This is a genomic window from Modestobacter caceresii (assembly GCF_000761485.1).
Taxonomy (GTDB): Bacteria; Actinomycetota; Actinomycetes; order Mycobacteriales; family Geodermatophilaceae; genus Modestobacter; species Modestobacter caceresii.
In genome coordinates, this window is the sequence record NZ_JPMX01000127.1 from 1 (window position 1) to 22485 (window position 22485).

The 22485-nt window shown below is 74.2% G+C and carries 18 protein-coding genes and 2 tRNA genes; 16 read left to right on the forward strand and 4 right to left on the reverse strand.

Going from position 1 to position 22485, the window contains the following annotated elements; all coding sequences use genetic code 11:
- The first annotated feature begins 229 nt into the window (after nucleotides 1–229).
- Nucleotides 230–303 (forward strand) — tRNA-Ala (locus tag IN07_RS22535).
- 56 nt (nucleotides 304–359) lie between these two features.
- Here IN07_RS22535 and IN07_RS22540 read toward each other — a convergent pair.
- Nucleotides 360–2321, reverse strand: a complete 1962-nt coding sequence (locus tag IN07_RS22540; RefSeq protein ID WP_231558539.1) for a glycosyltransferase family 2 protein — start codon at nucleotides 2319–2321, stop codon at nucleotides 360–362.
- 143 nt (nucleotides 2322–2464) lie between these two features.
- On the opposite strand from IN07_RS22540, the gene IN07_RS22545 reads away from it, so the two are divergent.
- Nucleotides 2465–3571 carry a glycoside hydrolase family 26 protein gene (locus tag IN07_RS22545; protein WP_081975634.1) on the forward strand — a complete coding sequence of 369 codons (1107 nt, stop codon included), beginning with the start codon at nucleotides 2465–2467 and terminating at the stop codon, nucleotides 3569–3571.
- 10 nt (nucleotides 3572–3581) lie between these two features.
- Here the strand turns inward: IN07_RS22545 and IN07_RS22550 are convergent, their stop codons facing one another.
- A complete protein-coding gene (locus IN07_RS22550; protein ID WP_036340992.1) occupies nucleotides 3582–5105 on the reverse strand; it encodes a dolichyl-phosphate-mannose--protein mannosyltransferase in 1524 nt (507 codons plus the stop codon).
- 54 nt (nucleotides 5106–5159) lie between these two features.
- Here IN07_RS22550 and rsmI point away from each other — a divergent pair, with 54 nt between their 5' ends.
- Entirely contained in the window at nucleotides 5160–5999 is an 840-nt protein-coding gene (gene rsmI / locus IN07_RS22555) for a 16S rRNA (cytidine(1402)-2'-O)-methyltransferase (RefSeq protein ID WP_036340995.1), read from the forward strand.
- A gap of 3 nt (nucleotides 6000–6002) precedes the next feature.
- On the opposite strand, the gene IN07_RS22560 is transcribed toward rsmI, so the two are convergent.
- Entirely contained in the window at nucleotides 6003–6923 is a 921-nt protein-coding gene (locus tag IN07_RS22560; protein ID WP_081975635.1) for an endonuclease domain-containing protein, read from the reverse strand.
- A gap of 130 nt (nucleotides 6924–7053) precedes the next feature.
- The gene (locus tag IN07_RS22565; RefSeq protein ID WP_036340999.1) at nucleotides 7054–8163 is read right to left on the reverse strand and encodes a magnesium and cobalt transport protein CorA; all 1110 of its coding nucleotides are present in this window, start codon (nucleotides 8161–8163) and stop codon (nucleotides 7054–7056) included.
- 154 nt (nucleotides 8164–8317) lie between these two features.
- Between IN07_RS22565 and IN07_RS22570 the strand changes: the two genes are divergently transcribed.
- The 13 genes from IN07_RS22570 to IN07_RS22630 all read left to right on the forward strand — a co-directional run bounded on the left by IN07_RS22570 (nucleotide 8318) and on the right by IN07_RS22630 (nucleotide 22397).
- Nucleotides 8318–8974 carry a hypothetical protein gene (locus tag IN07_RS22570; protein WP_036341002.1) on the forward strand — a complete coding sequence of 219 codons (657 nt, stop codon included), beginning with the start codon at nucleotides 8318–8320 and terminating at the stop codon, nucleotides 8972–8974.
- A 46-nt stretch (nucleotides 8975–9020) separates the two neighbouring features.
- Nucleotides 9021–10841 carry a methionine--tRNA ligase gene (gene metG, locus IN07_RS22575; protein WP_036341005.1) on the forward strand — a complete coding sequence of 607 codons (1821 nt, stop codon included), beginning with the start codon at nucleotides 9021–9023 and terminating at the stop codon, nucleotides 10839–10841.
- A gap of 93 nt (nucleotides 10842–10934) precedes the next feature.
- A complete protein-coding gene (locus IN07_RS22580) occupies nucleotides 10935–11807 on the forward strand; it encodes a TatD family hydrolase (RefSeq protein ID WP_036341008.1) in 873 nt (290 codons plus the stop codon).
- A gap of 48 nt (nucleotides 11808–11855) precedes the next feature.
- Complete coding sequence (locus IN07_RS22585) at nucleotides 11856–12689, forward strand: hypothetical protein (RefSeq protein WP_052091653.1); 834 nt, start codon at nucleotides 11856–11858, stop codon at nucleotides 12687–12689.
- Nucleotides 12690–13036: 347 nt separating this feature from the next.
- Complete coding sequence (locus IN07_RS22590; protein ID WP_036341011.1) at nucleotides 13037–14137, forward strand: resuscitation-promoting factor; 1101 nt, start codon at nucleotides 13037–13039, stop codon at nucleotides 14135–14137.
- A gap of 118 nt (nucleotides 14138–14255) precedes the next feature.
- Entirely contained in the window at nucleotides 14256–15110 is an 855-nt protein-coding gene (gene rsmA, locus IN07_RS22595; protein ID WP_036341014.1) for a 16S rRNA (adenine(1518)-N(6)/adenine(1519)-N(6))-dimethyltransferase RsmA, read from the forward strand.
- 67 nt (nucleotides 15111–15177) lie between these two features.
- Nucleotides 15178–16146, forward strand: coding sequence for a 4-(cytidine 5'-diphospho)-2-C-methyl-D-erythritol kinase (locus IN07_RS22600; RefSeq protein ID WP_052091654.1), 969 nt, complete (start codon nucleotides 15178–15180; stop codon nucleotides 16144–16146).
- A gap of 127 nt (nucleotides 16147–16273) precedes the next feature.
- A tRNA-Gln gene (locus IN07_RS22605) sits at nucleotides 16274–16349 on the forward strand.
- 51 nt (nucleotides 16350–16400) lie between these two features.
- Nucleotides 16401–17933, forward strand: coding sequence for a bifunctional UDP-N-acetylglucosamine diphosphorylase/glucosamine-1-phosphate N-acetyltransferase GlmU (glmU, locus tag IN07_RS22610; protein WP_036341017.1), 1533 nt, complete (start codon nucleotides 16401–16403; stop codon nucleotides 17931–17933).
- On the forward strand, nucleotides 17930–18910 hold the full coding sequence (locus IN07_RS22615; RefSeq protein WP_036341020.1) for a ribose-phosphate diphosphokinase: 981 nt from the start codon (nucleotides 17930–17932) through the stop codon (nucleotides 18908–18910). Before glmU ends, IN07_RS22615 begins: the two co-directional genes overlap by 4 nt.
- Nucleotides 18911–19297: 387 nt before the next feature.
- Entirely contained in the window at nucleotides 19298–19993 is a 696-nt protein-coding gene (locus IN07_RS22620; protein WP_036341023.1) for a 50S ribosomal protein L25/general stress protein Ctc, read from the forward strand.
- 89 nt (nucleotides 19994–20082) lie between these two features.
- Entirely contained in the window at nucleotides 20083–20670 is a 588-nt protein-coding gene (gene pth, locus IN07_RS22625; RefSeq protein ID WP_036341026.1) for an aminoacyl-tRNA hydrolase, read from the forward strand.
- A gap of 221 nt (nucleotides 20671–20891) precedes the next feature.
- On the forward strand, nucleotides 20892–22397 hold the full coding sequence (locus IN07_RS22630; RefSeq protein ID WP_036341029.1) for a sugar transferase: 1506 nt from the start codon (nucleotides 20892–20894) through the stop codon (nucleotides 22395–22397).
- The last annotated feature ends 88 nt before the right edge of the window (nucleotides 22398–22485 follow it).

A 22485-nucleotide genomic window follows, 5' to 3' on the forward strand; every position in this document is an offset into this window, starting at 1 on the left:
TGCCGCTGGCTCCCGTGCACCCGCTGCGCCCCGGACGGGTGGTCGCGGCTCGCACCCCGGCCCCGGCCGGCTGGCAGCAGAGCGCCGTGGTCGGCCTGGACGACGAGGACATCGGCTTCGCCGACATCGACGTCTACGCCCCGAAGCGCGTCGTCAACGGCTGAGGGAGGACCTCCGGCGCTGCCCCCGTGCAGCGCCGGAGGGACCGGACGGTAAGCTCTCCGTCCGAGGGGCTGTGGCGCAGTCCGGTAGCGCACCTCGTTCGCATCGAGGGGGTCAGGGGTTCAATTCCCCTCAGCTCCACCCCGGTCAGGCCGGGCCCATCAGGGCCCGGCCTGACGCGTTTCCGGGCGCCCGGATCAGGACTGGGCCATCGCGGTCGCCGGTGCACCCCGGGTGGGCCGCAGCTGCGCGGCGGCGCTCGCCCGCTGCGAGGTGCTGATGTACCCCTCGGCGACCGCCAGGTCCCCGAGCCGCAGCCAGCCGGCCTCGCGGGTGGCCTGCAGGTCCAGCAGCTCACGCAGCTGCGCCGGGGTCAGGGCGCCCTGGGCGACCAGCGCATCGCCCAGCCGCCGGTTGCCCAGGACCGGCCGCAGCCGGGCGAGCTGCACGGGCAGGGCCTCCGCCACCCGGTTGACCGACACCAACAGCACCGGGGTGAAGCACACCACCGCGGTCAGCCCGGCCCACACGTACAGCGCCGGGTACTCGTGCTCCAGCAGCTGGCCGGTGAGCATCGCGGACACGGCGATCCCCAGCCACAACAGGTGCGGGCGGAAGGTGCGCCAGGTGTCCCCGGTCGCGGCGCTGCCCTTCGCGGTGACCACGTAGGCCAGTGGGCGACCGGCGAGTTGGGCGGCAGCAGCCGCCACGTACACCGGGGCGGTGAAGAGGTCCAGCAGCATGCCGGTGACGCCCCACGAGCGCCGCTCGTGCTCCACCAGGTTGAACCGGCGCAGGCAGGTCGCGAAGACCAGCCCGGCGATCAGGTTGGCGGCGAACAGCGCACCCCACTGGCCCAGCGGCAGGTCGGTCACGGCCACCCCGCCGACCAGGTACAGAACCGAGAGCGAGATCCCGCCGACCCAGGCGATGGCCGTCGTCGGGTAGTGCGTCTGCAGGGCGAAGAAGGACAGCCGCTGCTGCCGGGTGCGCATCTGCGGGAAGAGTCGCCCGGAGTGCTGCCGGGCGATCTGCCAGACGCCGTACGCCCAGCGCTTCTGCTGGCTGAAGAAGTCCGACCAGGTGGCCGGGCCCTCGCCCACGGCGATCACGTCCGGCGTGTAGACGCCCTTCCAGTCCCGGCCCGTCGCCTCGTTGACCGCGGTGTAGACCACCATCGAGGTCAGGTGGTCCTCGATGATGCAGTCCTGGTAGCCGCCGATCTGGGCGAACGCGGCCGGCCGGTACAGGTGGTTGGTGCCGATCAGCAGAGGCGCGTCGTGCCCGTTGCCGCCACGCTGGATGATCCCGTGGAAGAGGTAGGCGAGCTCGGCCGAGCCGCGGGCCACGAAGGACTCGGTCAGGTTGCCGTACACCTGGGGCGCCACCACGAAGGCGACGTCGGGGTCGGCGAAGTAGCCGAGGGTGCGCTCGAGGAAGTTCGGGAACGGGATGTGGTCGGGGTCCATCTGGGCCACGACGTCGTAGTCCTGCTCGTTGCCGGCTCGCCAGCTGTTGTGGTTGCCGTGCTTGGTGCGGGCCCGGAAGGGCCCGCTGGCCTGGTTCCACTCCGGCACGCCCTTGCGGCTGAAGTGCCGGACGCCCAGCTCCGCGCAGCGCCGCCGCACCTCCGGGTCGTCGCCCTCGTCCAGCAGCCAGACGTCCAGCTGTCCGTCGTGCCGGATCCGGGTCATCGCCCGCAGGGTCGCCATCACCAGTTCCAGCGGCTCCTTGCCGGGCACGATCGTGGTCAGCACGGCCACCCGCAGGCCGGGCTCCGGTCGCATGGCCACGGGGTCCTTCGCCCGGCCGGCGTGGTACATGACCGTCCAGGTGCGCAGCCCGGCGATCAGCTGCAGCAGGATCATCGTCAGCAGCCCGGCGACGGCCAGGGTGTTGACGACCGGATCCGCGCGCAGCACCGGGAGGTTCGCCGGCAGCAGCAGGTACCCGGCCATCCCCACGGACAGGACCACGTGTCCCCAGCCGAGTGCCAGCACCCCTCGTCGCTGGGCAGGGGTCAGGACGTCCCGGTACCGCACGCGGTCCGTCCGCGGCTGCAGCGGGCCCGTCACCTCGGTCGCGGTACGGCCGTACAGGCGCCCGGTCTCCCGGCGCTCGGGTCGGACGGCGGGAGCAGTCCCGTTCACCTCGGTCACCTGGGCAGCGTCTGTCCCGGCACGACCCGTGGCGATGGGTGGCCACCCTTCCGGGGTGCGCCTGCCCGCGAGCAGGTCGGTGACGTCCCCCCGACGAGGGAGCGTCGCTGACCGCACGGGCCCCTGACCTCCATCGTGGGTGTGTGGACGTCTCCCCAGCCCCCCGGGTCCTCCCCGTCCGGGCAGGCCGGCACGTCCTGGTGGTCGGCACGGCCGTTGCCGTCGCGGCGCTGGTGGCGTACCTAGTGGTCATGGCCCCCGCCGCGCGACCCGCCCAGCCCGCCACGGCACTCCCCGGGCCGACGTCGTCGCCGTCTTCGGTGTCCCCGGGTCCGACCCCACCGGCCGGCGTCCCGGAGGCGTCACGGACCCCCACGCTCGGCATCTCGGCCGCGTCGATCCAGGAGCTGGACGCCTTCATCGCGGCCACCGGCACACATCCGGAGCTGTTCGACGTCTTCGAGCACTGGTCGGCGGACCGCCCGTTGGACCCGCACCTGGCCGACGCCGTGGCCTCCCGGGGCGCTCGGCTGTCGGTGACCTGGGAGCCCTGGGACCCCACCGGCCCCCGCACCGCCCAGCCCCGCTACAGCCTCGCCGCGATCGCGGCGGGCGACCACGACGACTACATCGACCGCTACGCAGCCTCCGTGCGGGAACACGGGCGGGCGCTGACGATCCGGCTCATGCACGAGATGAACGGCAACTGGTACCCGTGGGGTAGCGGGGTCAACGGCAACCGGGACGGCGACTACGTCCGGGCCTGGCGGCACGTCCAGGGCCGTTTCGCCGCCCTCGGCGTGGACAACGTGGAGTGGCTCTGGGCGCCCAACGCCGTCTACACCGGTGGCGCTCCGCTGGGCCCGCTCTTCCCCGGGGACGACGCCGTCGACGCGGTGGGGCTCAGCAACTACAACTGGGGCGCCCGGACGCACGACGGGCACCGCACCGAGTGGACCGACTTCGGTTCGCTGTTCGACGAGAGCATCGCCGAGGTGCGCGCGCTCACCGGCCGGCCCGTGTGGGTCGCCGAGGTCGGCAGCTCCGGCTCCGGCGGCAGCAAGGCGGCCTGGATCACCGAGATGATGGCCGCCGTCCAGCAGCGGCCGGACGTCACCGGCCTGGTCTGGTTCGACCACGTCGACACCCGTGCCGACGTCGACTGGCGGATCGAGACCGAGCCGGACGCCGCAGCCGCCTGGGGAGCCGGGGCGCGGTCGCGGATGTCGGCCGCCGACCCGACCGGCTGACGTCCAGCGGTCAGAACCAGGAAGGGAGCCACATCCGCTGCAGCCACTCCGCGTGCGACAGCGGCTGGCCGGTGAGTACCGGGTGGAAGAAGGCGAACGTCACCACGACCACCGCGACGTACAGGCAGACGACGGCCAGCCCCACCTGGCGGCGCAGCGCGGAGGCGGCTGGTGGGCCCAGCACGTCCTGCAGCACGAGCACGACGGCCAGCACGAAGAACGGCAGGGCCGGGGCCATGTAGAAGATGAACATCGTCCGGTCCAGGTTGATGAACCAGGTGCCCCAGCCCGCGGCGATGCCGGTCGCGGCGACCACGGCCGCCGGGTCGTGGCGGGCGACGATCCGCCACCCGAGCCACAGCAGCGCCGGGGTGAAGAGCCACCACAGCGTCGGCGTGCCCAGCATGAGCATGTACCGGACGACCTGGTCACCCGCGGCGTCGGTGAGCCCCTGCGGGTTCCACAGCAAGATCGGCCGACCGTCGACCAGCCAGGACCACGGGCTGGACTCCCACGGGTGCGGGCTCGACAGCCCACTGTGGAAGCCCAGCCACTCGCCGTGCATGTGCCACAGCGAGCGCAGCGCGTCCGGCACGAAGCCGAACGAGGTGTCCGGGTTCTCCGCGGCCCAGTGCCGGCCCTGTGCGTTCTCCCCGCGGAACCAGCCGGCGAAGGAGGCCAGGTAGGTCAGCACCGGGACGACGGCGAGCGCCCAGGTCGCCCCGGGCAGACCTCGGCGCAGCGCCGTCCGGGTGGGCCGGGGGACCCCCGCCTCGCGCCAGGCGGCCCGGTCCCAGAACAGCGAGAGCACCGCGAAGAACGCCAGGAACCAGACCCCGCTCCACTTCACCGCACAGGCGCAGCCGAACAGCACCCCGGCGGCGATCCGCCAGCCCCGCGGGCCGAGCCGGAACCCGGCCGCGGTCACCCGGTCGGCGCCGTCCCGGACCCGTTGCCGCACCTGGTCCCGGTCGACCACCAGGCAGGCGACCGCGCTCACGACGAAGACCTGCAGGAAGACGTCCAGCAGCCCGATCCGGCCGAGGGTGAAGGAGAAGCCGTCGACGGCCAGGAGCAGGCCGGCGAGCAGGCCCAGCAGCGTCGAGCCGGTCAGCCGGCGCGCGAGCCGGGTGAGGACGACGACCGCCACCGTCCCGGCCACCGCGCTGGGCACCCGCCAGCCCAGCGGCCCGTACCCGAACAGTTGCTCGCCCGCCGCGATCAGCCACTTGCCCAGCGGCGGGTGGACGATGAACGTGTAGCCGCGGTTGTACTCGTAGCCGAGCTCCAGCATCTCGGCGCCCTCGGGCGGGTAGTACGCCTCGTCGAACACGAGCTCGGTCGGGTAGCCGATGTCCCAGAGCCGGGCCACCAGGGTCACCAGCCCGAGCACGGCGGTGAGCACCGCGGCCAGCACCCGGTCGGTCGGCAGCGGCGGGGTGCCCTGCCGGCGGGGCCGGGGGAGCGGCGGGAAACGGCGGGAAGCAGGTGCCCCGGGAGCTGACTCCGTGCGTTCCGGGACCAGCACCGCCATGCCGGCCAGGGTATGTGGCCGAGCTGGGCGAGCCGGCGTGACAGGCTCGGCCGCATGACCGGACGACTCGTGCTGGGCGGGGCACCGCTGGGACAGCCCGGCGACGTCGGCCCGCGGCTGCGGCAGGCGATGGCCGACGCCGACGTCCTGGCGGTCGAGGACACCCGGCGGCTGCACCGGCTGGCCAAGGACCTCGAGGTGACCCTCACCGGCAAGGTGGTCACCTTCCACGAGACCGTGGAACGGTCGCGGCTGCCCGGGCTGGTGGCGGCGATGACCGAGGGCCGCACCGTGCTGCTGATCACCGACGCGGGCATGCCGTCGGTCTCCGACCCCGGGTACACGCTGGTGCGGGCGGCGATCGAGGCGGGCATCGAGGTGACGTCGGTGCCCGGACCGTCGGCCGTCGTCACGGCGCTGGCCGTCTCCGGGCTGCCCTGCGACCGCTTCACCTTCGAGGGCTTCCTTCCGCGCAAGGGCGGGGAGCGGCGGTCGGCGCTGGCGGCGCTGGCCGCCGAGCCGCGCACGATGGTGTTCTACGAGTCGCCGCACCGGCTGGCCGACGCCCTCACCGACGCGGCCGGGGCGCTCGGCGCCGACCGGCCCGCCGCGGTCTGCCGGGAGCTGACCAAGACCCACGAGGAGGTCCGCCGCGGGTCGCTGGCCTCGCTGGCCGAGTGGGCCGCCGAGGGCGTGCGCGGCGAGATCACCCTGGTGGTCGCCGGCGCGGTCGCCGGCCCGGCCACCCTGACGCCGGCGGAACTGGCCGCCGAGGTCGCTGCGGAGGAGGCCGCCGGCGCCGACCGCAAGGAGGCGATCCGCACCGTGATGACCCGCACCGGCCTGCCGAGACGAGACGTCTACAACGCAGTCCTGTCCGCCAAACGCCCCTGACCTTCACACCGTTGGTCGCGGTTGTGCACCGGATGTCGGTCGTGGGTCCACCGACCGGCAGTCAGCGCACAACGCCGAGCGCGGCGCGATCCGTGCGACCAGTCGACCGGGCTGGTGCAGGTCGGCCGCCGTCACGAAGAGCACGCGCCAGCCGGCCGCCGTCAGCCGGTTGAGCCGTTGCCGGTCGCGGGCGAACTGGCCGGGCTCCGCGTGCCAGGGCCCGTCGTACTCCAGCGCCACCTGCTGCTCTGGCCAGCCGAAGTCCACCCGGGCGACGACGCGGCCGCCGTCCAGCACGCGGAACTGGGCGACCGGTGCCGGGAGACCGCTGTCACCGATCAGCAGGCGCAACCGGGACTCCTGCGGGGACTCGGCGAGTCCGTCGGCCAGTGCCACGGCACGGCGGGCGCGCCGACTGCCCGGTCCGAGGGCGGTGCCGGCCAGCCAGCGCACCTCCTCGAGGTCGGCGCCGGCGAGCACCACCAGCTGATCGACGGCGGCCACGGCCTCGACCAGGGGCAACGCCGAGGCCAGCCGCACCGCGGTCGCCTCGGGTGTCATCAGGTGCACGCCCCGGTGCCGGACAACGGTGCGTGCCTCCAGGTCCGCGCGCCGGACCCGTAGTCCGGGGACCCGCACGGGATGACCGCCCGGCCAGCGGGTGGCTTCCACGTCGTCGTCCGCCGAGGCGAGGGGGACCCCCCACAGCGCGGCCGCGCTCACCCCGGTGATCACGTCGTCCGGCAGCAGCAGACGCCCCGCGGCCATCGCCCGCAGCTCGTGCGTGACCGGGACCTCGCGGTGCACGTAGACGTCGGGGAACAGTCGTCTCCAGCAGTGCCTGCGCAGCTGGGCCGCCGTCAGCGCGCCGTCCCGGACGGCGTCGGACCCACGGAACGGCGTGTGGCGGAGGTCGTCGGGCACGGCGAGCACATCCGCACCCTCCCGTCCCGGCCCCACACGCCGCGGCCGTCGTCCACAGGCTCCGCCGTTGTGCACTCACCGTCGGCCGGGCGGGCCCGAACCGACGACGAGCGCACAACGGCGAGCCGGGCTAGAGCCAGCCGGTGCGCTTGAAGCCGCGGTGCAGGGAGACGCAGGCGGCCACCATCAGGAGCAGCGCGGCGGGGTACGCCCACGGCTCGTCCAGCTCGGGCATGTACTCGAAGTTCATCCCGTACACCCCGGCGATCGCGGTCGGGACGGCGATGATGCCGGCCCATGCCGAGATCTTCCGCATGTCCTCGTTGTCGGCCAGCGAGGTGCGGGCCAGCGACGCCTGCAGGATCGAGGTCAGCAGCTCGTCCAGGCCGGTCACCTGGTCACGCACCCGCAGCGCGTGGTCCTGGACGTCCCGGAAGTAGGAGCGCATCGCCTCGGGCACCAGCTCGTTCGGCCGGTCGACCAGCGTGGCCAGGGGCAGCTCCAGCGGCAGCACCGCCCGGCGCAGCTGCATCAGTTCCCGCTTGAGCTGGTAGATGCGGCCGCTGTCGTCGGTGCGGCTCGGGCTGAACACCGAGGTCTCCACCTCCTCGACGTCCTGCTCCACCTCGCCGGCGACCTCCAGGAAGTCGTCGACGACGTGGTCGGCGATCGCGTAGAGGACGGCGGAGGGCCCGTTGCACAGCAGGTCCGGCTGCCCCTCCAGCTGGGTGCGCAGCTGCCCCAGTTCCCCGTGCGTGCCGTGCCGGACGGTGATCACGTGGTCGCGGCCGATGAAGACCATGATCTCCCCGGTGATCAGCACCTCGCTGCTGGCGGTCAGCTGGTCGTGCTCGACGTAGCTGGCCGTCTTGAGCACCATGAACATCGCCTCGTCGTAGCGCTCCAGCTTGGGCCGCTGGTGGGCGTAGACGGCGTCCTCGACGGCGAGCGGGTGGAGTCCGTAGTGCTCCCCGATCGCGGTGAGCTCGGCCTCGGAGGGCTCGTAGAGCCCCAGCCAGACGAACCCGCCCCGGTCGCGGGCCACCTGCAGCGCCTCGGACGGCGCGACGTCCAGCCGCTCGCCCTGCACGTAGACGGCGCAGTCGACGACCGGGTCGTCGGTGTCCCGCTCGGGCTGCTTCTCCCGGGGCGCGCCCGCCGGGCGTGGGCGCAGCGTCTGCGGGAGCTCGGCCGGCGTCCCGGGGGCGCGCCTGCTGGTCGTGCTGTCGGTGTCGGTCACCGGTCCTCCCTCGGGTCTGTCGGGGTCCAGCATCCCCGGCGCACCACCCGCGGGTCTCACCCCGGCGGGTGAGACCCGCGCCGGTGGCGCTGCGGTCGGCCTCCGGAACGCCCGACCTGATCCGGGACACCCGTTCCGCGGTCAGGAGACCTCCGTGCCCAGCGCCGTCCTCGACGCCCCCCGCGCCACCCCCGCCGTCGCCCCGGCGACCGCGCGCCCGGTGCGGCTGCCGGCGACCGTCGCCGCCGCCGGTGGGCTCTCCGTGCTGGAGGCCCTGGCGCTGCTCGCCTTCGGGCTGACCAGCCTGGAGGGCGTCTTCGGTTCCGGGGTGCGCCCCTCCGGCTGGCTCGTCGCCGTCACCCTGCTGCTGCTCGCCGCGTGGGTCGTGCTGTGCGCCGGCGGTGGGGCCGGTCTCGTCGACGGAGCCGGCCGGCTGCTGCTGGTCGCCGTCGCCGTCGGGGAGATCGCCCTGCTGGTCGTGCTCTGCGCGGTGGGGCTGGTCGGTGCGAACGGGGTCCTGCTGGTGGCGATCGGGCCGATCGGCGGCCTGCCGGTGCCCGCGCTGGCGCTGCTGGGCCTCGCCGTCCCCACCGGGAAGCTGCTGCTGGCCAGCGCGCCGTCCGCGCTCGCCTGGGTCGCTGCCGGAGGGCGCCCCCGGCCGGCCCGCCGAGCACCCGTGGTCGAGCACCGCGTGCTGCGGGGCGTCACCGTGGCCGGCATCGGGCTGGCGCTGGCCGCTGTCGCGCTGGTGGGCGTCCCCGCCGGCGACGTCCCCACACCCAGCACGGTCGCGGTCACCGACGCCCCCTGAGGACGCGCCGGTCAACCCGGTCGACGCCGGTCACTACCCTCAGCCCGTGACAGATCGGCACATCCTCACCGCCGTCGCCTGGCCCTACGCCAACGGCCCGCGGCACATCGGGCACGTCTCCGGGTTCGGCGTCCCCTCCGACGTCTTCAGCCGGTTCCACCGGATGTCCGGCGACCAGGTGCTGATGGTGAGCGGCACCGACGAGCACGGGACGCCGATCACGGTCGCCGCGGACGCGGAGGGCATCACCCCGCGGCAGATCGCCGACCGGAACAACCGGGTCATCGTCGACGACCTGGCCAGCCTCGGGCTCAGCTACGACCTCTTCACCCGGACGACGACGGCCAACCACCGCGCGGTGAGCCAGGAGATCTTCCTCGGGCTGCTGAAGAACGGCTACGTCTTCCCGCAGACCACGCTGGGCGCGATCAGCCCGTCGACCGGCCGCACGCTGCCCGACCGCTACATCGAGGGCACCTGCCCGATCTGCGGCTACGACGGCGCCCGCGGCGACCAGTGCGACAACTGCGGCAACCAGCTGGACCCGATCGACCTGGTGAACCCGGTCAGCCGGATCAACGGCGAGACGCCGAAGTTCGTCGAGGAGGAGCACTACTTCCTGGACCTGCCGGCGTTCACCCGGGCGCTGGGCGACTGGCTGGGCACCCGGGGGAACTGGCGCCCCAACGTCCTGAACTTCAGCGTCAACCTGCTCGAGGACCTCAAGCCGCGCAGCTACACCCGGGACATCGACTGGGGCGTGCCGGTGCCGCTGGACGGCTGGCGGGACCGGCCGGACAAGCGCATCTACGTCTGGTTCGACGCCGTGGTGGGCTACCTGTCGGCGTCCATCGAGTGGGCCCGCCGGTCCGGTGACCCGGAGGCCTGGCGGCAGTGGTGGCAGGCGCCGGACTCCGACGCCTACTACTTCATGGGCAAGGACAACATCGTCTTCCACTCCGAAATCTGGCCGGCCCAGCTGCTCGGCTACAACGGGGCGGGCGACAAGGGCGGGACGCCGGGCTCCTACGGCCGGCTCAACCTGCCCACCGAGGTGGTCTCCAGCGAGTTCCTGACCATGGAGGGGCGGAAGTTCTCCTCCTCGCGCAACGTGGTCATCTACGTCCGCGACTTCCTCGCCCGCTACGACGCCGACGCGCTGCGCTACTTCATCGCCGTGGCCGGCCCGGAGAACCAGGACACCGACTTCACCTGGGCGGAGTTCCTGCGTCGCAACAACGACGAGCTGGTCGCCGGGTGGGGCAACCTGGTCAACCGCTCGGTGTCGATGGCCGCCAAGAACGTGGGCGCCGTCCCGACCCCGGGTGAGCTGACCGACGCCGACCGGGCGCTGCTGGCCACCACCTCCGGGGCCTTCGCCCCGATCGGTGAGCTGCTGTCGCGCAACCGGCAGAAGGCGGCGGCGACCGAGGCGATGCGGGTCGTCGGTGAGGCGAACAAGTACCTGTCGGACCAGGCGCCGTGGAAGCTCAAGGAGGACCCGGCCCGCCGGGACACCGTGCTGCACACCGCGCTGCAGGCGATCAAGGACTGCAACGCCCTGCTGACGCCGTTCCTGCCGCACTCCTCGCAGCAGGTGCACGAGCTGCTGGGCGGCACCGGCGTGTGGTCGGTCGCCCCGCAGGTGGTCGAGACCGAGGACCTGGACGACGGCTCGCCGTACCCGATCATCACCGGGCCCTACGACCAGGGGCAGGCCGTCTGGGCGTCCACGCCGCTGCCGCCGCCGGGCACCCCGCTCGCCCCGCCGAAGCCGGTGTTCACCAAGCTCGACTCCTCGATCGTGGAGGAGGAGCTGCGTCGCCTGGAGGAGGGCGGCCAGAGCGGGTCGGACGGCGAGGCGTGACCTCCCGGACCACCACAATGGCCATCCCGGTGGCGGCGTGAGCCGGTCGGCTGGGGCCAGAATCGCGATCTTGGCCCCAGAGGGAGGCCGGGGGTGAGCCGGTCGGCGTCCTCGCGGGCGAACCGGCGGGGTGAGCCGCCGCCGTCCCCGGAGCCGCTGCCGTCCCCGGCGGTCGACAGCCACACGCACTTCGACATCGCCGTGGGCGGCGAGGACCGGGAGCCCACCGACGCGGAGGTCGACGAGGCGATCGCGGCCGCCGTGGCCGTCGGCGTCCCGCGGCTGGTGCAGGTCGGGGTGGACGTCGGGTCGTCGCGCTGGTCGGCCGCGCTCGCGGCCCGGCACCCGAACGTGCTGGCGGCGGTGGCGCTGCACCCCAACGAGGCAGGGGCCGGGGCGGCGACCGAGACGGCGCTGGCCGAGATCGACCGGCTCGCCGCGCTGCCCCAGGTGCGGGCGGTGGGGGAGACCGGCCTGGACCGCTACCGCACCGGCCCCGAGGGCTGGGCCGCCCAGGAGGCCTCCTTCCGGGCGCACATCGACATCGCCAAGCGGCACGGGATCGCCCTGGTCATCCACGACCGCGACGCCCACGACGAGGTGCTCCGGGTGCTGGACGACGAGGGTGCGCCCGAGCACACCGTCTTCCACTGCTTCTCCGGGGACGCCGGGTTCGCCCGGGCCTGCCTCGAGCGCGGCCACGTGCTGTCCTTCGCCGGCACGGTCACCTTCTCCAGCGCCGGCGCCCTGCGCGAGGCGGCGGCGCTCACCCCGCTGGACCAGCTGCTGGTCGAGACCGACGCCCCGTTCCTGACCCCGGCCCCGCTGCGCGGGCGCCCGAACTCCGCCCGGCTGGTACCGCACACGGTCCGGGCGCTCGCGGAGGTCACCGGGGTGCCGCTGGACCAGCTGTGCGGCGCCCTCACCGCCACCGCGGAGCGCGTCTTCGGCCCTTGGGACGACTGAGGCGGGTGGGCCGCCCCCCGGCCAGCTGAACCGGGGCACACTGGGGGAGTGGGCCGCCTCATCGCCGTCGTGCTCTTCATCGCCTTGATGGTCCCGGCCGCCATGCTGGCCCGGGGCTGGTCACTCGCGTCCGGTCGCCGGGCCGTCGCCTCCGCCGGTGTCGAGTTCGTCCCGGTGACGCCGGAGGCGACCGCGCAGCTCGCCCGCCAGGCCACCCATGCCCACCGGGTGCGGCTCCTCGGGCTGCTGCTCGGCCTGGCGCTGGTGGTCAGCACGGTGGTGCTGTTCGCCGAGGCGTCGGTCTTCCTCTGGGTGCCCGCCCTCGCCGTGGGCCTGCTGGCCGGCGTGCTGCTGGCCGAGGCGACCCGGCCGCGGCCGCGCTGGGCGACGGCCAGCCCGGCGCGCCGGCCGCGGCGGTCGGAGCAGATCTCGCTCTGGCTGCTGTGGACCATGCGCGCCGCGGTCGCCGGGGTGGTGCTCACCGCCCTGCTCCAGGTCGACGACCTGGCGTCGCCGGTCGTGGCGACGGCGACGGCGGTGCCGCTGGCCGGATGGCTGCTGGCCGAGGCCGCCCTGCTGCGGGTGTGGCTGCGCCCGCTCCCCGCCGAGGGCGCCGACGTGCCGGTCGACGAGGCGCAGCGCACCTGGACCGCGCACCTGTCGGTCGCCGCGGCCAGCGTGCTCGCCCTGCTCCCGCTGGGGGCGCTGCTGCTCCGCGCCGCGATCGACCTCGGCGACCAGGTGACCTCCGACGGCGCCGGGCTGCTGCCGGTGGCCCTCGTCGCGGGCGGGTTCTCCGCGATCATCGCCGGACTGGTGGTGGCCGGCTTCCTGGTGACCTGGTTGCGCCCCGTGCGGCAGGCCTCGCCCGCGCTGGCCTGAGGCGTTCCGGGCGCACGGCCGGCTGTGGCCTTGCGCACGGCGTCGACCCGGGTGGCTTGGCGCGCTGATGGCGCGTTTCTCACTCACCGTGTCGGCGCGCCTGCGGAGGGCTGAGTCGACATGGTGGTTTCTTGATCCCGCACCGTTCTCTTCCGTCAGGCGTTCGTTATCGTGCCGTGACCGACAAGCCGGGGTGGGGAACACCTGGGCGCTCGTTCCTGCCCGGGTGACCGCTCCCGGACCCGGAGCTCGTCGGGCCGCACGGTGATGGGCGCCGCCCTCCGGGTGAGGTCCGTCGGCTGTCGCCCTCGTTCCCCTGCCCGGGCCCCGTGACCCGTGGATGTGTTGTGCACCGATCGCTGAAGTCGATTCTCTTCGTCCTGGTCCTGCTGGGCCTGGTGGGCGGTTCCGCTGCCTACTTCGCTGCCCAGAAGACGGTGACCCTGACCGTCGACGGCCAGTCGCGCGAGGTGCGCACCTATGCCGGCACGGCCGCTGAGGTGCTGGCGGACGAGGGCCTGGAGCCCGCCTCGCAGGACGTCGTCCTGCCCGACCCCGGCGACGCCATCGGCGACGGCGCCACGATCGTGCTCAACCGCGCCCGCCCGCTGACGCTGACCGTCGACGGGGTGCGCACCGACGTCTACACGACGGCCCTCTCGGTCGACGGCGCGCTGGCCGAGCTCGGGTACCGCACCGACGAGCTGGTGCTCTCCGCCAGCCGCAGCCAGCGCCTGCCGCTGGACGGCATGGACCTCGCCATCACCACCAACAAGGACGTCACGCTGATCGCGGACGGCCAGCAGCGCGTGGTCACCACCACCGCGGCGACCGCCGGTGACCTGCTGGCCGAGCAGGGCATCGCCCTGTCGGCCACCGACCGCACCTCGATCTACCCGCAGCAGCCCCTGCTGGACGCGATGGTCCTGCGGGTCACCCGGGTCGTCGTCACCGACGTGACCGAGGTCCAGCCGCTGGACTACGCGACCGTCGAGACGCCGGACCCGAACGCCTTCCAGGGGCAGCGCACGGTCACCCAGCAGGGGGTCGAGGGCGCGCAGACGGTCACCTGGCGGGTCACCGTCACCGATGGGGTCGAGACCGGCCGCGAGCAGCTGGGCGTCGAGGTCAGCACCCCGGCGGTCGACCAGCAGGTGGCCGTCGGCACCAAGGAGAAGCCGGCGGCACCGGCCGCCGTGGTCAGCGCCGACGGCCTGAACTGGGCCGCGCTGGCCGCCTGCGAGTCCGGTGGCCGGCCCACCGCGGTGAGCGGCACCGGCAAGTACCGCGGCATGTACCAGTTCTCCACGAGCACCTGGTCCGCCGTCGGGGGCAGCGGTGACCCGGCCGCCGCGTCGGCCGAGGAGCAGACCATGCGGGCGCAGATGCTGTACGCCCGTTCCGGCGCAGGGCAGTGGCCGCACTGCGGCCCTCGCCTGTTCGGCTGATGCAGGTCGAAGGACCCCGTCGCCCCCCGGCCCTCGCGAGCTCGGGTCGGGACCCTGCGACGGGGCCGGAGCCCCGCCGCGCGCAGGCTCGCGGCGGGCCCCTGCAGCGAGGCCGGTCGTGACGGCCTTGCTCGGTGCGGCCGCGATCCGCGAGCTGGCCCAGCAGCTGGACCTGCGACCGACCAAGACCCTCGGGCAGAACTTCCTGCACGACGCCAACACGATCCGCAAGATCGTCCGGACCGCCGGCCTGCACGAGGACGACGTCGTGTGCGAGGTCGGGCCGGGCCTCGGGTCGCTGACCCTGGGGCTGCTGCCCGCCTGCGCACACGTGACCGCCGTGGAGATCGACCCCCGGCTGGCCGACCAGCTGCCGGTGACCGTCGCCCAGCGGGCCCCGGACGTGGCGGGGCGGCTCACCGTGGTGACCGCGGACGCCCTCCGGGTGCAGGAGCTGCCCGGGCCCCCGCCCACGGCCCTGGTGGCCAACCTGCCCTACAACATCGCCGTCCCGGTGCTGCTGCACCTGCTGGAGCTGGTGCCCACCATCCGCACCTCGCTGGTGCTGGTGCAGGCCGAGGTCGCCGACCGGCTCGCCGCCGCACCCGGCACGCCCGCCTACGGGGTGCCCAGCGTCAAGGCCGCCTGGTACGCCGACGTCCGGCGGGCCGGCAACGTCCCGCGGCCGGTCTTCTGGCCGGTGCCCAACGTCGACTCCGGACTGGTCGCGCTGACCCGCCGACCGGCGCCGGACGGCGACCGGGCGGCCACCTTCGCCGTCATCGACGCGGCCTTCGCCACCCGGCGCAAGGGCCTGCGGGCGGCGCTGGCTCGCTGGGCCGGCAGCCCGGCCGCCGCCGAGGCCCGGCTGCGCGCCGCCGGCATCGACCCGACCACGCGGGGGGAGCAGCTGTCGGTCACCGACTTCGCCCGGCTCGCGGCCACCGACCCGGTCACCGCGGAGGGGCGGTAGCGCGTGCCGCGGCCGGGAGGCGAGGTGCACCGGTCGGCGACGGTGGACCGGCGGGCAGGATGACCCGATGAGCAACGCGACCGCAGGCGGCCCCGGCCGGCTCGCCGGCAACGGCGCCATCACGGCGCGGGCGCCGGCGAAGGTCAACGTGCACCTCGGCGTGGGGCCGCTGCGGGCCGACGGCTTCCACGAGCTGGAGACGGTCTTCCTCGCCGTGTCGCTGTTCGACACGGTCACCGTCCGCCGCGCCGAGGGGCTCTCGCTCAGCGTCCGCGGCGAGGGGACGGGGAGCAGTGGAGGCCCGGCGAGCGTGCCCACCGACCAGCGCAACCTGGTCTGGCAGGCCGCCGAGCTGCTCGCTCGGCACGCCGGGGTGGCCGCCGATGCCCACCTGACCGTCGACAAGTCGATCCCGGCCGCGGCCGGGCTGGCCGGCGGCAGCGCCGACGCCGCGGCGACGCTGGTGGCGCTCGACGCACTGTGGGGGACCCGGGCGACTCGCGGCGACCTGGCTGCGCTCGCCGCAGTGCTGGGCAGCGACGTCCCCTTCAGCCTGCTCGGCGGGGTGGCGCTGGGCACCGGGCGCGGCGAGCGGCTGACGCCGGTGCTGGCCCGCCGGCGCTGGGACTGGGTGCTCGGGATCGCCGGGGAGGGGCTGTCGACCCCCACCGTGTACGGCGAGCTGGACGCCCAGCGGGCAGCCGGGACCCTGCCGGACGGCGGGCTGATGGCCGCCACCGGGCCGGTGCTCGCCGCGCTGCACAGCGGTCCGGCGTCGGCGCTGGCGGCCGCGCTGCACAACGACCTCCAGGCGCCGGCGCTCCGGCTGCGCCCGGAGCTGGACCGGGCGATGCGGGTCGCGACCGAGGCCGGGGCCCGGGCGGCGCTGGTCAGCGGCTCCGGCCCGACGGTGGCCGCGTTGGCCGAGGACGAGGACGGCGCCGTCCGGCTGGCCGATGAGCTCGCCGGTGCCGGGGTGTTCCGGACCGTGCGGGCCGTGCACGGCCCGGTCCACGGCGCCCGCCTGGTGGGCTGATCCCCGCCCGACCGGGTCCGTCCGGCCACCGTCCGACGTCCCGGAGGGCGGGCCTGGGTGCCCGCTCCCGACGTCGGCCCTAGGCTCAGGGTGGGCCGCCGCGGTTCTGCCCCGGCGGGCCGGTTGATGGGGGATGGGGTAATCGGCAGCCCGCCGGCCTTTGGAGCCGTGCAGTCTCGGTTCGAGTCCGAGTCCCCCAGCCAGTCAGCGCCGACGCGCGCCGCCAACCGTCGCCATCGCGAGGAGTTCGTTCCGTGACCCTGCAGGACACCCCCACCACGGACGGCGCCGTCGGCGCCGTCGTCGTCCTCGCCGCCGGGCAGGGCACGCGGATGCGCTCGCGCATGCCCAAGGTGCTGCACCCGATCGGTGGCCGCTCGCTGCTGGGGCACGTGCTGGCGGCGGCCGCCCCGCTGCGGGCCGCCCAGACCGTCGTCGTCGTCGGATCCGGGCGGGAGGCGGTGGCCGAGCACCTCAGCGCCGTCGCGCCGGGGGCGCTGCCGGTCGTCCAGGAGGAGCAGCTGGGCTCCGGGCACGCCGCGGCGGTCGCGCTGGACGCGCTCACGGAGGTGACCGGGGCGGTGCTGATCCTCAACGGGGACGCGCCGCTGCTGCGCGAGGAGACGCTGACCGCCCTGGTCCGGGCGCACCAGCAGGCCGGCGACGTGCTCACCGTGCTCACCGCCGAGGTGGCCGACCCGACCGGCCTGGGGCGGATCGTCCGGGACGCCGGCGGCGCGGTGCGGGCGATCGTCGAGGAGCGGGACGCCGACGACACCCAGCGCGCGATCCGGGAGGTCAACGCCGGGGTGTACGTCGGCGACGCCGCCGCCGTCCGGGAGGCGCTGACCAGGGTCGGGGCCGCCAACGACCAGGGCGAGCAGTACCTGACCGACGTCCTCGGCCTGCTGGTGGCCGACGGCGCCCCGGTCGGCGGGCACCGGGCGGCCGACCCCGACGACACCCTGGGCTGCAACGACCAGCGCGAGCTGGCCGCCCGGCGCCGCACGATGAACGACCGGGTCATCGACGACCTCATGCGGGCCGGGGTGGTCGTGGTGGACCCGCAGACCACCTGGGTCGACGTGACCGTGGAGGTGGCGGCGGAGGTCGTCCTGCACCCCGGCACGCAACTGCTCGGCGCGACCACCGTCGGTGCCGGCGCGGTCGTCGGCCCGGACAGCACGTTGGTCGACACCGAGGTGGGGGACGGGGCGTCGGTCGTCCGGTCGCACGTCCAGCTGGCCGAGATCGGCCCGGCGGCGACCGTCGGCCCGTTCAGCTACCTCCGCCCGGGCACCCGGCTGGGCCGCGGGGCAAAGGTGGGCGCCTACGTCGAGACGAAGAACGTCGAGGTCGGCGAGGGGTCCAAGGTGCCCCACCTGTCCTACGTCGGCGACGCGACCATCGGCGAGCACAGCAACATCGGCGCGGCGACGGTGTTCGTCAACTACGACGGCGTCGCCAAGCACCGCACCACGGTGGGTGACCACGTGCGGATCGGCTCGGACACCATGCTCGTGGCGCCGGTCACCGTGGGGGACGGGGCCTACACCGCCGCCGGGTCCGTGATCACCACCGACGTCCCGCCTGGGGCGATGGCCGTCGCCCGGGCACGCCAGCGCAATGTGGGAGGCTGGGTGGCGCGGCGCCGTCCGGGCACGCCCGGCGCAGAGGCCGCAGCAGCGGCTGACGACGCAGCGGCCGCAGCCACCGACACCCGAACCACCGAGTCCGCGGACCGGCCCCCGGCCGCGACGGACGACGACCAGCAGGGGCGATCATGAGCGCGATCAGGCAGACCACCAACAAGAGCCTGATGCTCTTCTCCGGCCGGGCCTACCCCGAGCTGACGATGGAGATCGCCGGGCACCTCGGCGTCACCCCCACCCCCACCTCCTCCTACGAGTTCGCCAACGGTGAGCTCTTCGTGCGGTTCGAGGAGTCGGTGCGCGGCTGCGACGCCTTCGTGGTGCAGAGCCACACCGCACCCATCAACACCTGGCTGATGGAACAGCTGATCATGGTCGACGCGCTGAAGCGCGCCTCGGCCAAGCGGATCACCGTGGTCGCCCCGTTCTTCCCCTACGCCCGGCAGGACAAGAAGCACCGCGGCCGCGAACCGATCTCCGCCCGGCTGGTCGCCGACATGTTCAAGACCGCCGGCGCCGACCGGCTGATGACCGTCGACCTGCACACCGCGCAGATCCAGGGCTTCTTCGACGGCCCGGTCGACCACCTGTTCGCCATGGACCTGCTCATCGACGAGGTCAAGTGCAAGTGGGGCGACCGCGACCTCACCGTCGTCTCGCCCGACTCCGGCCGCGTCCGGGTGTCCGAGCGGTGGAGCGACAAGCTCGGCGGCACCCCGCTGGCCTTCATCCACAAGACCCGCGACGTCACCCGGCCCAACGAGGTCGTCGCCAACCGGGTCGTCGGTGACGTCGAGGGTCGCGTCTGCATCCTGGTCGACGACATGATCGACACCGGCGGCACGATCGCCAAGGCCGCCGAGACGCTGTTCGAGGCCGGCGCCGCCGACGTCATCATCGCCGCCACCCACGGGGTGCTCTCCGGCCCCGCGGTCGACCGCCTGAAGAACAGCCGGGTCAGCGAGGTGATCATCACCAACACGCTCCCCATCGAGGCCGAACGTCGCTTCGACAAGCTGACCGTGCTCTCCATCGCCCCCCTGCTCGGCCGGGCGATCAAGGAGGTCTTCGAGGACGGTTCGGTGACGAGCTTGTTCGGTGGGGCCAGCTAAACCGCGACCCTTCGGGCCGCATCGCGGCCAGGAGCCGTTCCCGACGTGAGTTGAGCCGCTTCCCGCGTCGTCGGCAGGGACCCTCCGGGCCCCGTGCCGGCGTCGCGGACGGACCCACCTGCCGATCCCGGCGGGAGCCTTCGGCCCCGCGCCGGGATCGGCAGACGCCCTTCGGGCGATGGGTCCGGGGTCCCTCCGCTGGTGGCGTTGGCGCGCATGGCCGCGTCCCTGTCTCGTGGCCTCGGGCGCTCAGGTACGCTCGACTGGTTGCCCGGCGAGGGAGCGGTTCTCCGACTCCGTGATCGACGTGCGTCTGCCCTCCAGGGGTGTGCCGCGCTCGTGCGCTGAGCACACAGACCCGATCCACCTGTTGAGGAGCACACCACCGTGGCTGAATTCCGCCTCGCCGCCGAGCCCCGCACCGAGTTCGGCAAGGGCAGTGCCCGCCGGACCCGTCGCGAGGGCCGCGTCCCCGCCGTCCTGTACGGGCACGGCCAGGACGTCGTCCACCTGTCGCTGCCGGCCCGCGAGTTCGCCGCGGCCCTGCGCAACGGCGGCACCAACGTGCTGCTGACCATCGAGATGGACGGCAAGGACCAGCTGGCGCTGACCAAGGCGATCCAGCGGGACCCGATCACCCGCATCCACGAGCACGTCGACCTGCTGCTGGTCCGCCGCGGTGAGAAGACCACCGTCGAGGTCCGCGTCCTGATCGTCGGCGAGCCGGCCCCGGACACGATCAGCAACCACCAGCTGAACAGCGTCCTCGTCGAGGCCGACGCCACCGACCTGCCGGAGACGATCGAGGTCGACATCACCGGCCGCACCGCGGGCAACGGCATCACCGCCAGTGACCTGCCGCTGCCGGCCGGCGCAACGCTGATCACCGACCCGGAGGCGCTGGTCATCGGCTTCCTGGGTGCGCCGTCCGCCGCCGAGCTGGAGGCCGAGCTGGAAGAGGCCGAGGCCGAGGCCGGCATCGAGCGCGACGAGTCCGAGGCCGACGGCGACGTCGTCCCGGAGCCGCAGGACCAGGGCAGCGGCGAGTCGATGGACTCCGCCGAGAAGTCCAGCGACGCCTGACCGGTCCGCTGACCGAGAGCACGACCCGCAGGGGCGCCGGCACCGCCGGCGCCCCTGCGGCGTCTCCCGCGCCCGCCCCCGCACCCCCGGTGTCGGAGGGACCGTTCCTGGTCGTCGGGCTGGGCAACCCCGGCCCCGGCTACGCCGGCAACCGGCACAACGTCGGGGCGATGGTGCTGGCCGAGCTGGCCGCCCGGGCCGGCGTCCGGTTGTCACCCGGCAAGGGGCCCCGCGCCCGGTCGCTGTCCGGTGAGGGCCGGCTCGCCGGCCGGCGAGTCGTGCTGGCGGTGCCCTCGACCTACATGAACGAGTCCGGCGGCCCGGTCCGCGGGCTGCTCGACTACCACCACCTGCCCGCCACCGACCTGGTCGTCGTGCACGACGAGCTCGACCTCGACTTCGAGGTGGTGCGGCTCAAGCGCGGTGGCGGCGAGGGCGGGCACAACGGCCTGCGCTCCATCTCCCGCTCCACCGGCACCCGCGACTACCTGCGGGTCCGGGCGGGGATCGGCCGCCCACCCGGACGGCAGGACCCCGCCGACTACGTCCTCAAGGACTTCTCGGCGACCGAGCGCAAGACGCTCGAGCTGTTCGTCGGTGAGGCCGCCGACGCCATCGAGCTGCTGCTCGAGCGCGGCCTGGAGGCCGCGCAGAACGTCGTCCACCCCCGCAGCTGACCACCGTCGGTACGCACCGTCGCCCGGACGGGTGGTCGCGGCCGTGGTCCCGGTCCCAACGGGTGAAGCACCCCCGTCCGCGTTGCCCCTGCTCGTCACCGCCTGTGATGGTTGCTGAGCGTCACCAGTGTGGCGGCTGGTCCGGGTCCACCCCGGCCACCAGCCACTCCTGCGTGTCGCCAGCGGACTGTGCGTGATCACTGCGGAGAACTGGGGGCCCCATGCTGCTCGAACGTGCGGAACCGACCGACACCGTCGGTCACCCGTCGTCGGCGGCGGTCCCGTCGCTCGTGGCCGTCGAGCGCGTCCCGGACACCACCGCGCGCGCCCGGGGCACCGCCCGCTGGGCCCGGCGGCACCGCGCCGGACTGGTCCTCGGTGAGGCGCTGATCGCGGCGTCCGCGGCGGCCGTGGTCCTCCTCGCCCACGACGGGCCGGTCGTGGGCAGCGTCCTGTTCTGGGCCGGGCTGAGCCTGGTCGTCGCCTGGCCGGCGCTGCTCGCGGTCACCGGCGCGTACGAGGAACGCTGGTTCGGGGTGGGCAGCGACGAGTTCCGTCGCGTCGGCCGCGCCGGCCTGCTGCTGCTGGCCGGGATGGGCTTCGTCAGCTACGCCGCCCAGCTCGACCTCAGCCGCGCGCTGGTGGTCCTCGCCGTCCCGGCGCTCACCGGCGCGACACTGGTCGAGCGGTACGCCGCCCGGCGCGTGCTGCACCGCCAGCGGATGGCCGGGCGCTGCGTCAAGCGCGTCGTGGTCGTCGGCCGCGGCGGCGCGGTCCTGGACCTGGTCGACCGGCTGCACCGCACCCGGCACGCCGGACTGGACGTCGTCGGCGTCTGCGTGACGCCGGACGACCGCAGCCGGGTCGCGCGGGTGACCGACCTGCCGGTGGCGGGCCTGGACGACGTCGTCGAGCTCGCCGGCCGGGTCGGGGCCGACACGATCGCCGTCACCTCCGCCAGCGAGACGGCGTCCCAGTACCTGCGCGCCCTGTCCTGGCAGCTCGAGGGCACCGGGCTGGAGCTCCTCGTGGCCCCCGGGCTCGTCGAGGTGGCCGGGCCGCGCCTGCACATCCGGCCCTTCGACGGGCTGCCCCTCCTCTCGGTGGAGCAGCCCCGGTTCGAGGGCTGGCGCCGGGTGCTGAAGGCGGCCCTCGACCGGTCGGTCGCCGCTGTCGCGCTGCTGCTGCTCGCTCCGGTCCTGGCCGCGCTCGCCCTCGCGGTCCGGCTGTCCGGTCCCGGGCCGGTCCTCTACCGGCAGCAGCGGGTCGGGCTCGGTGGCCAGCACTTCACGATGCTCAAGTTCCGCAGCATGGTCGTCGGCGCCGACCAGCAGGTCGCCGGCCTGTCGGACGGCAACGAGGCCGACGGGCTGCTGTTCAAGATCCGGCAGGACCCGCGGGTGACGCCGGTCGGCCGCTGGATGCGCCGGCTCTCCCTCGACGAGCTGCCCCAGCTGGTCAACGTGCTCACCGGCGGCATGTCGCTCGTCGGTCCGCGTCCGCCGCTGCCCGACGAGGTCGCCCGCTACGACACCTCGGTCAGCCGCCGGTTGCTGGTGAAGCCGGGCCTGACCGGGCTGTGGCAGATCTCCGGCCGCAGCGACCTGCCGTGGGAGGAGGCCGTCCGGCTGGACCTCCGCTACGTGGAGAACTGGTCGCTCGCCCTCGACGTGCAGATCCTCTGGAAGACCGCACGCGCCGTCGTCTCGGCATCCGGCGCCTACTGAGCCGCGGCCGCGCAACGGGCGGCCACGGACGAGCACCGGCGTCCTCCCTCCGGGTGACCGCACTGCTGCGAAGCGCGACGCCACTCCG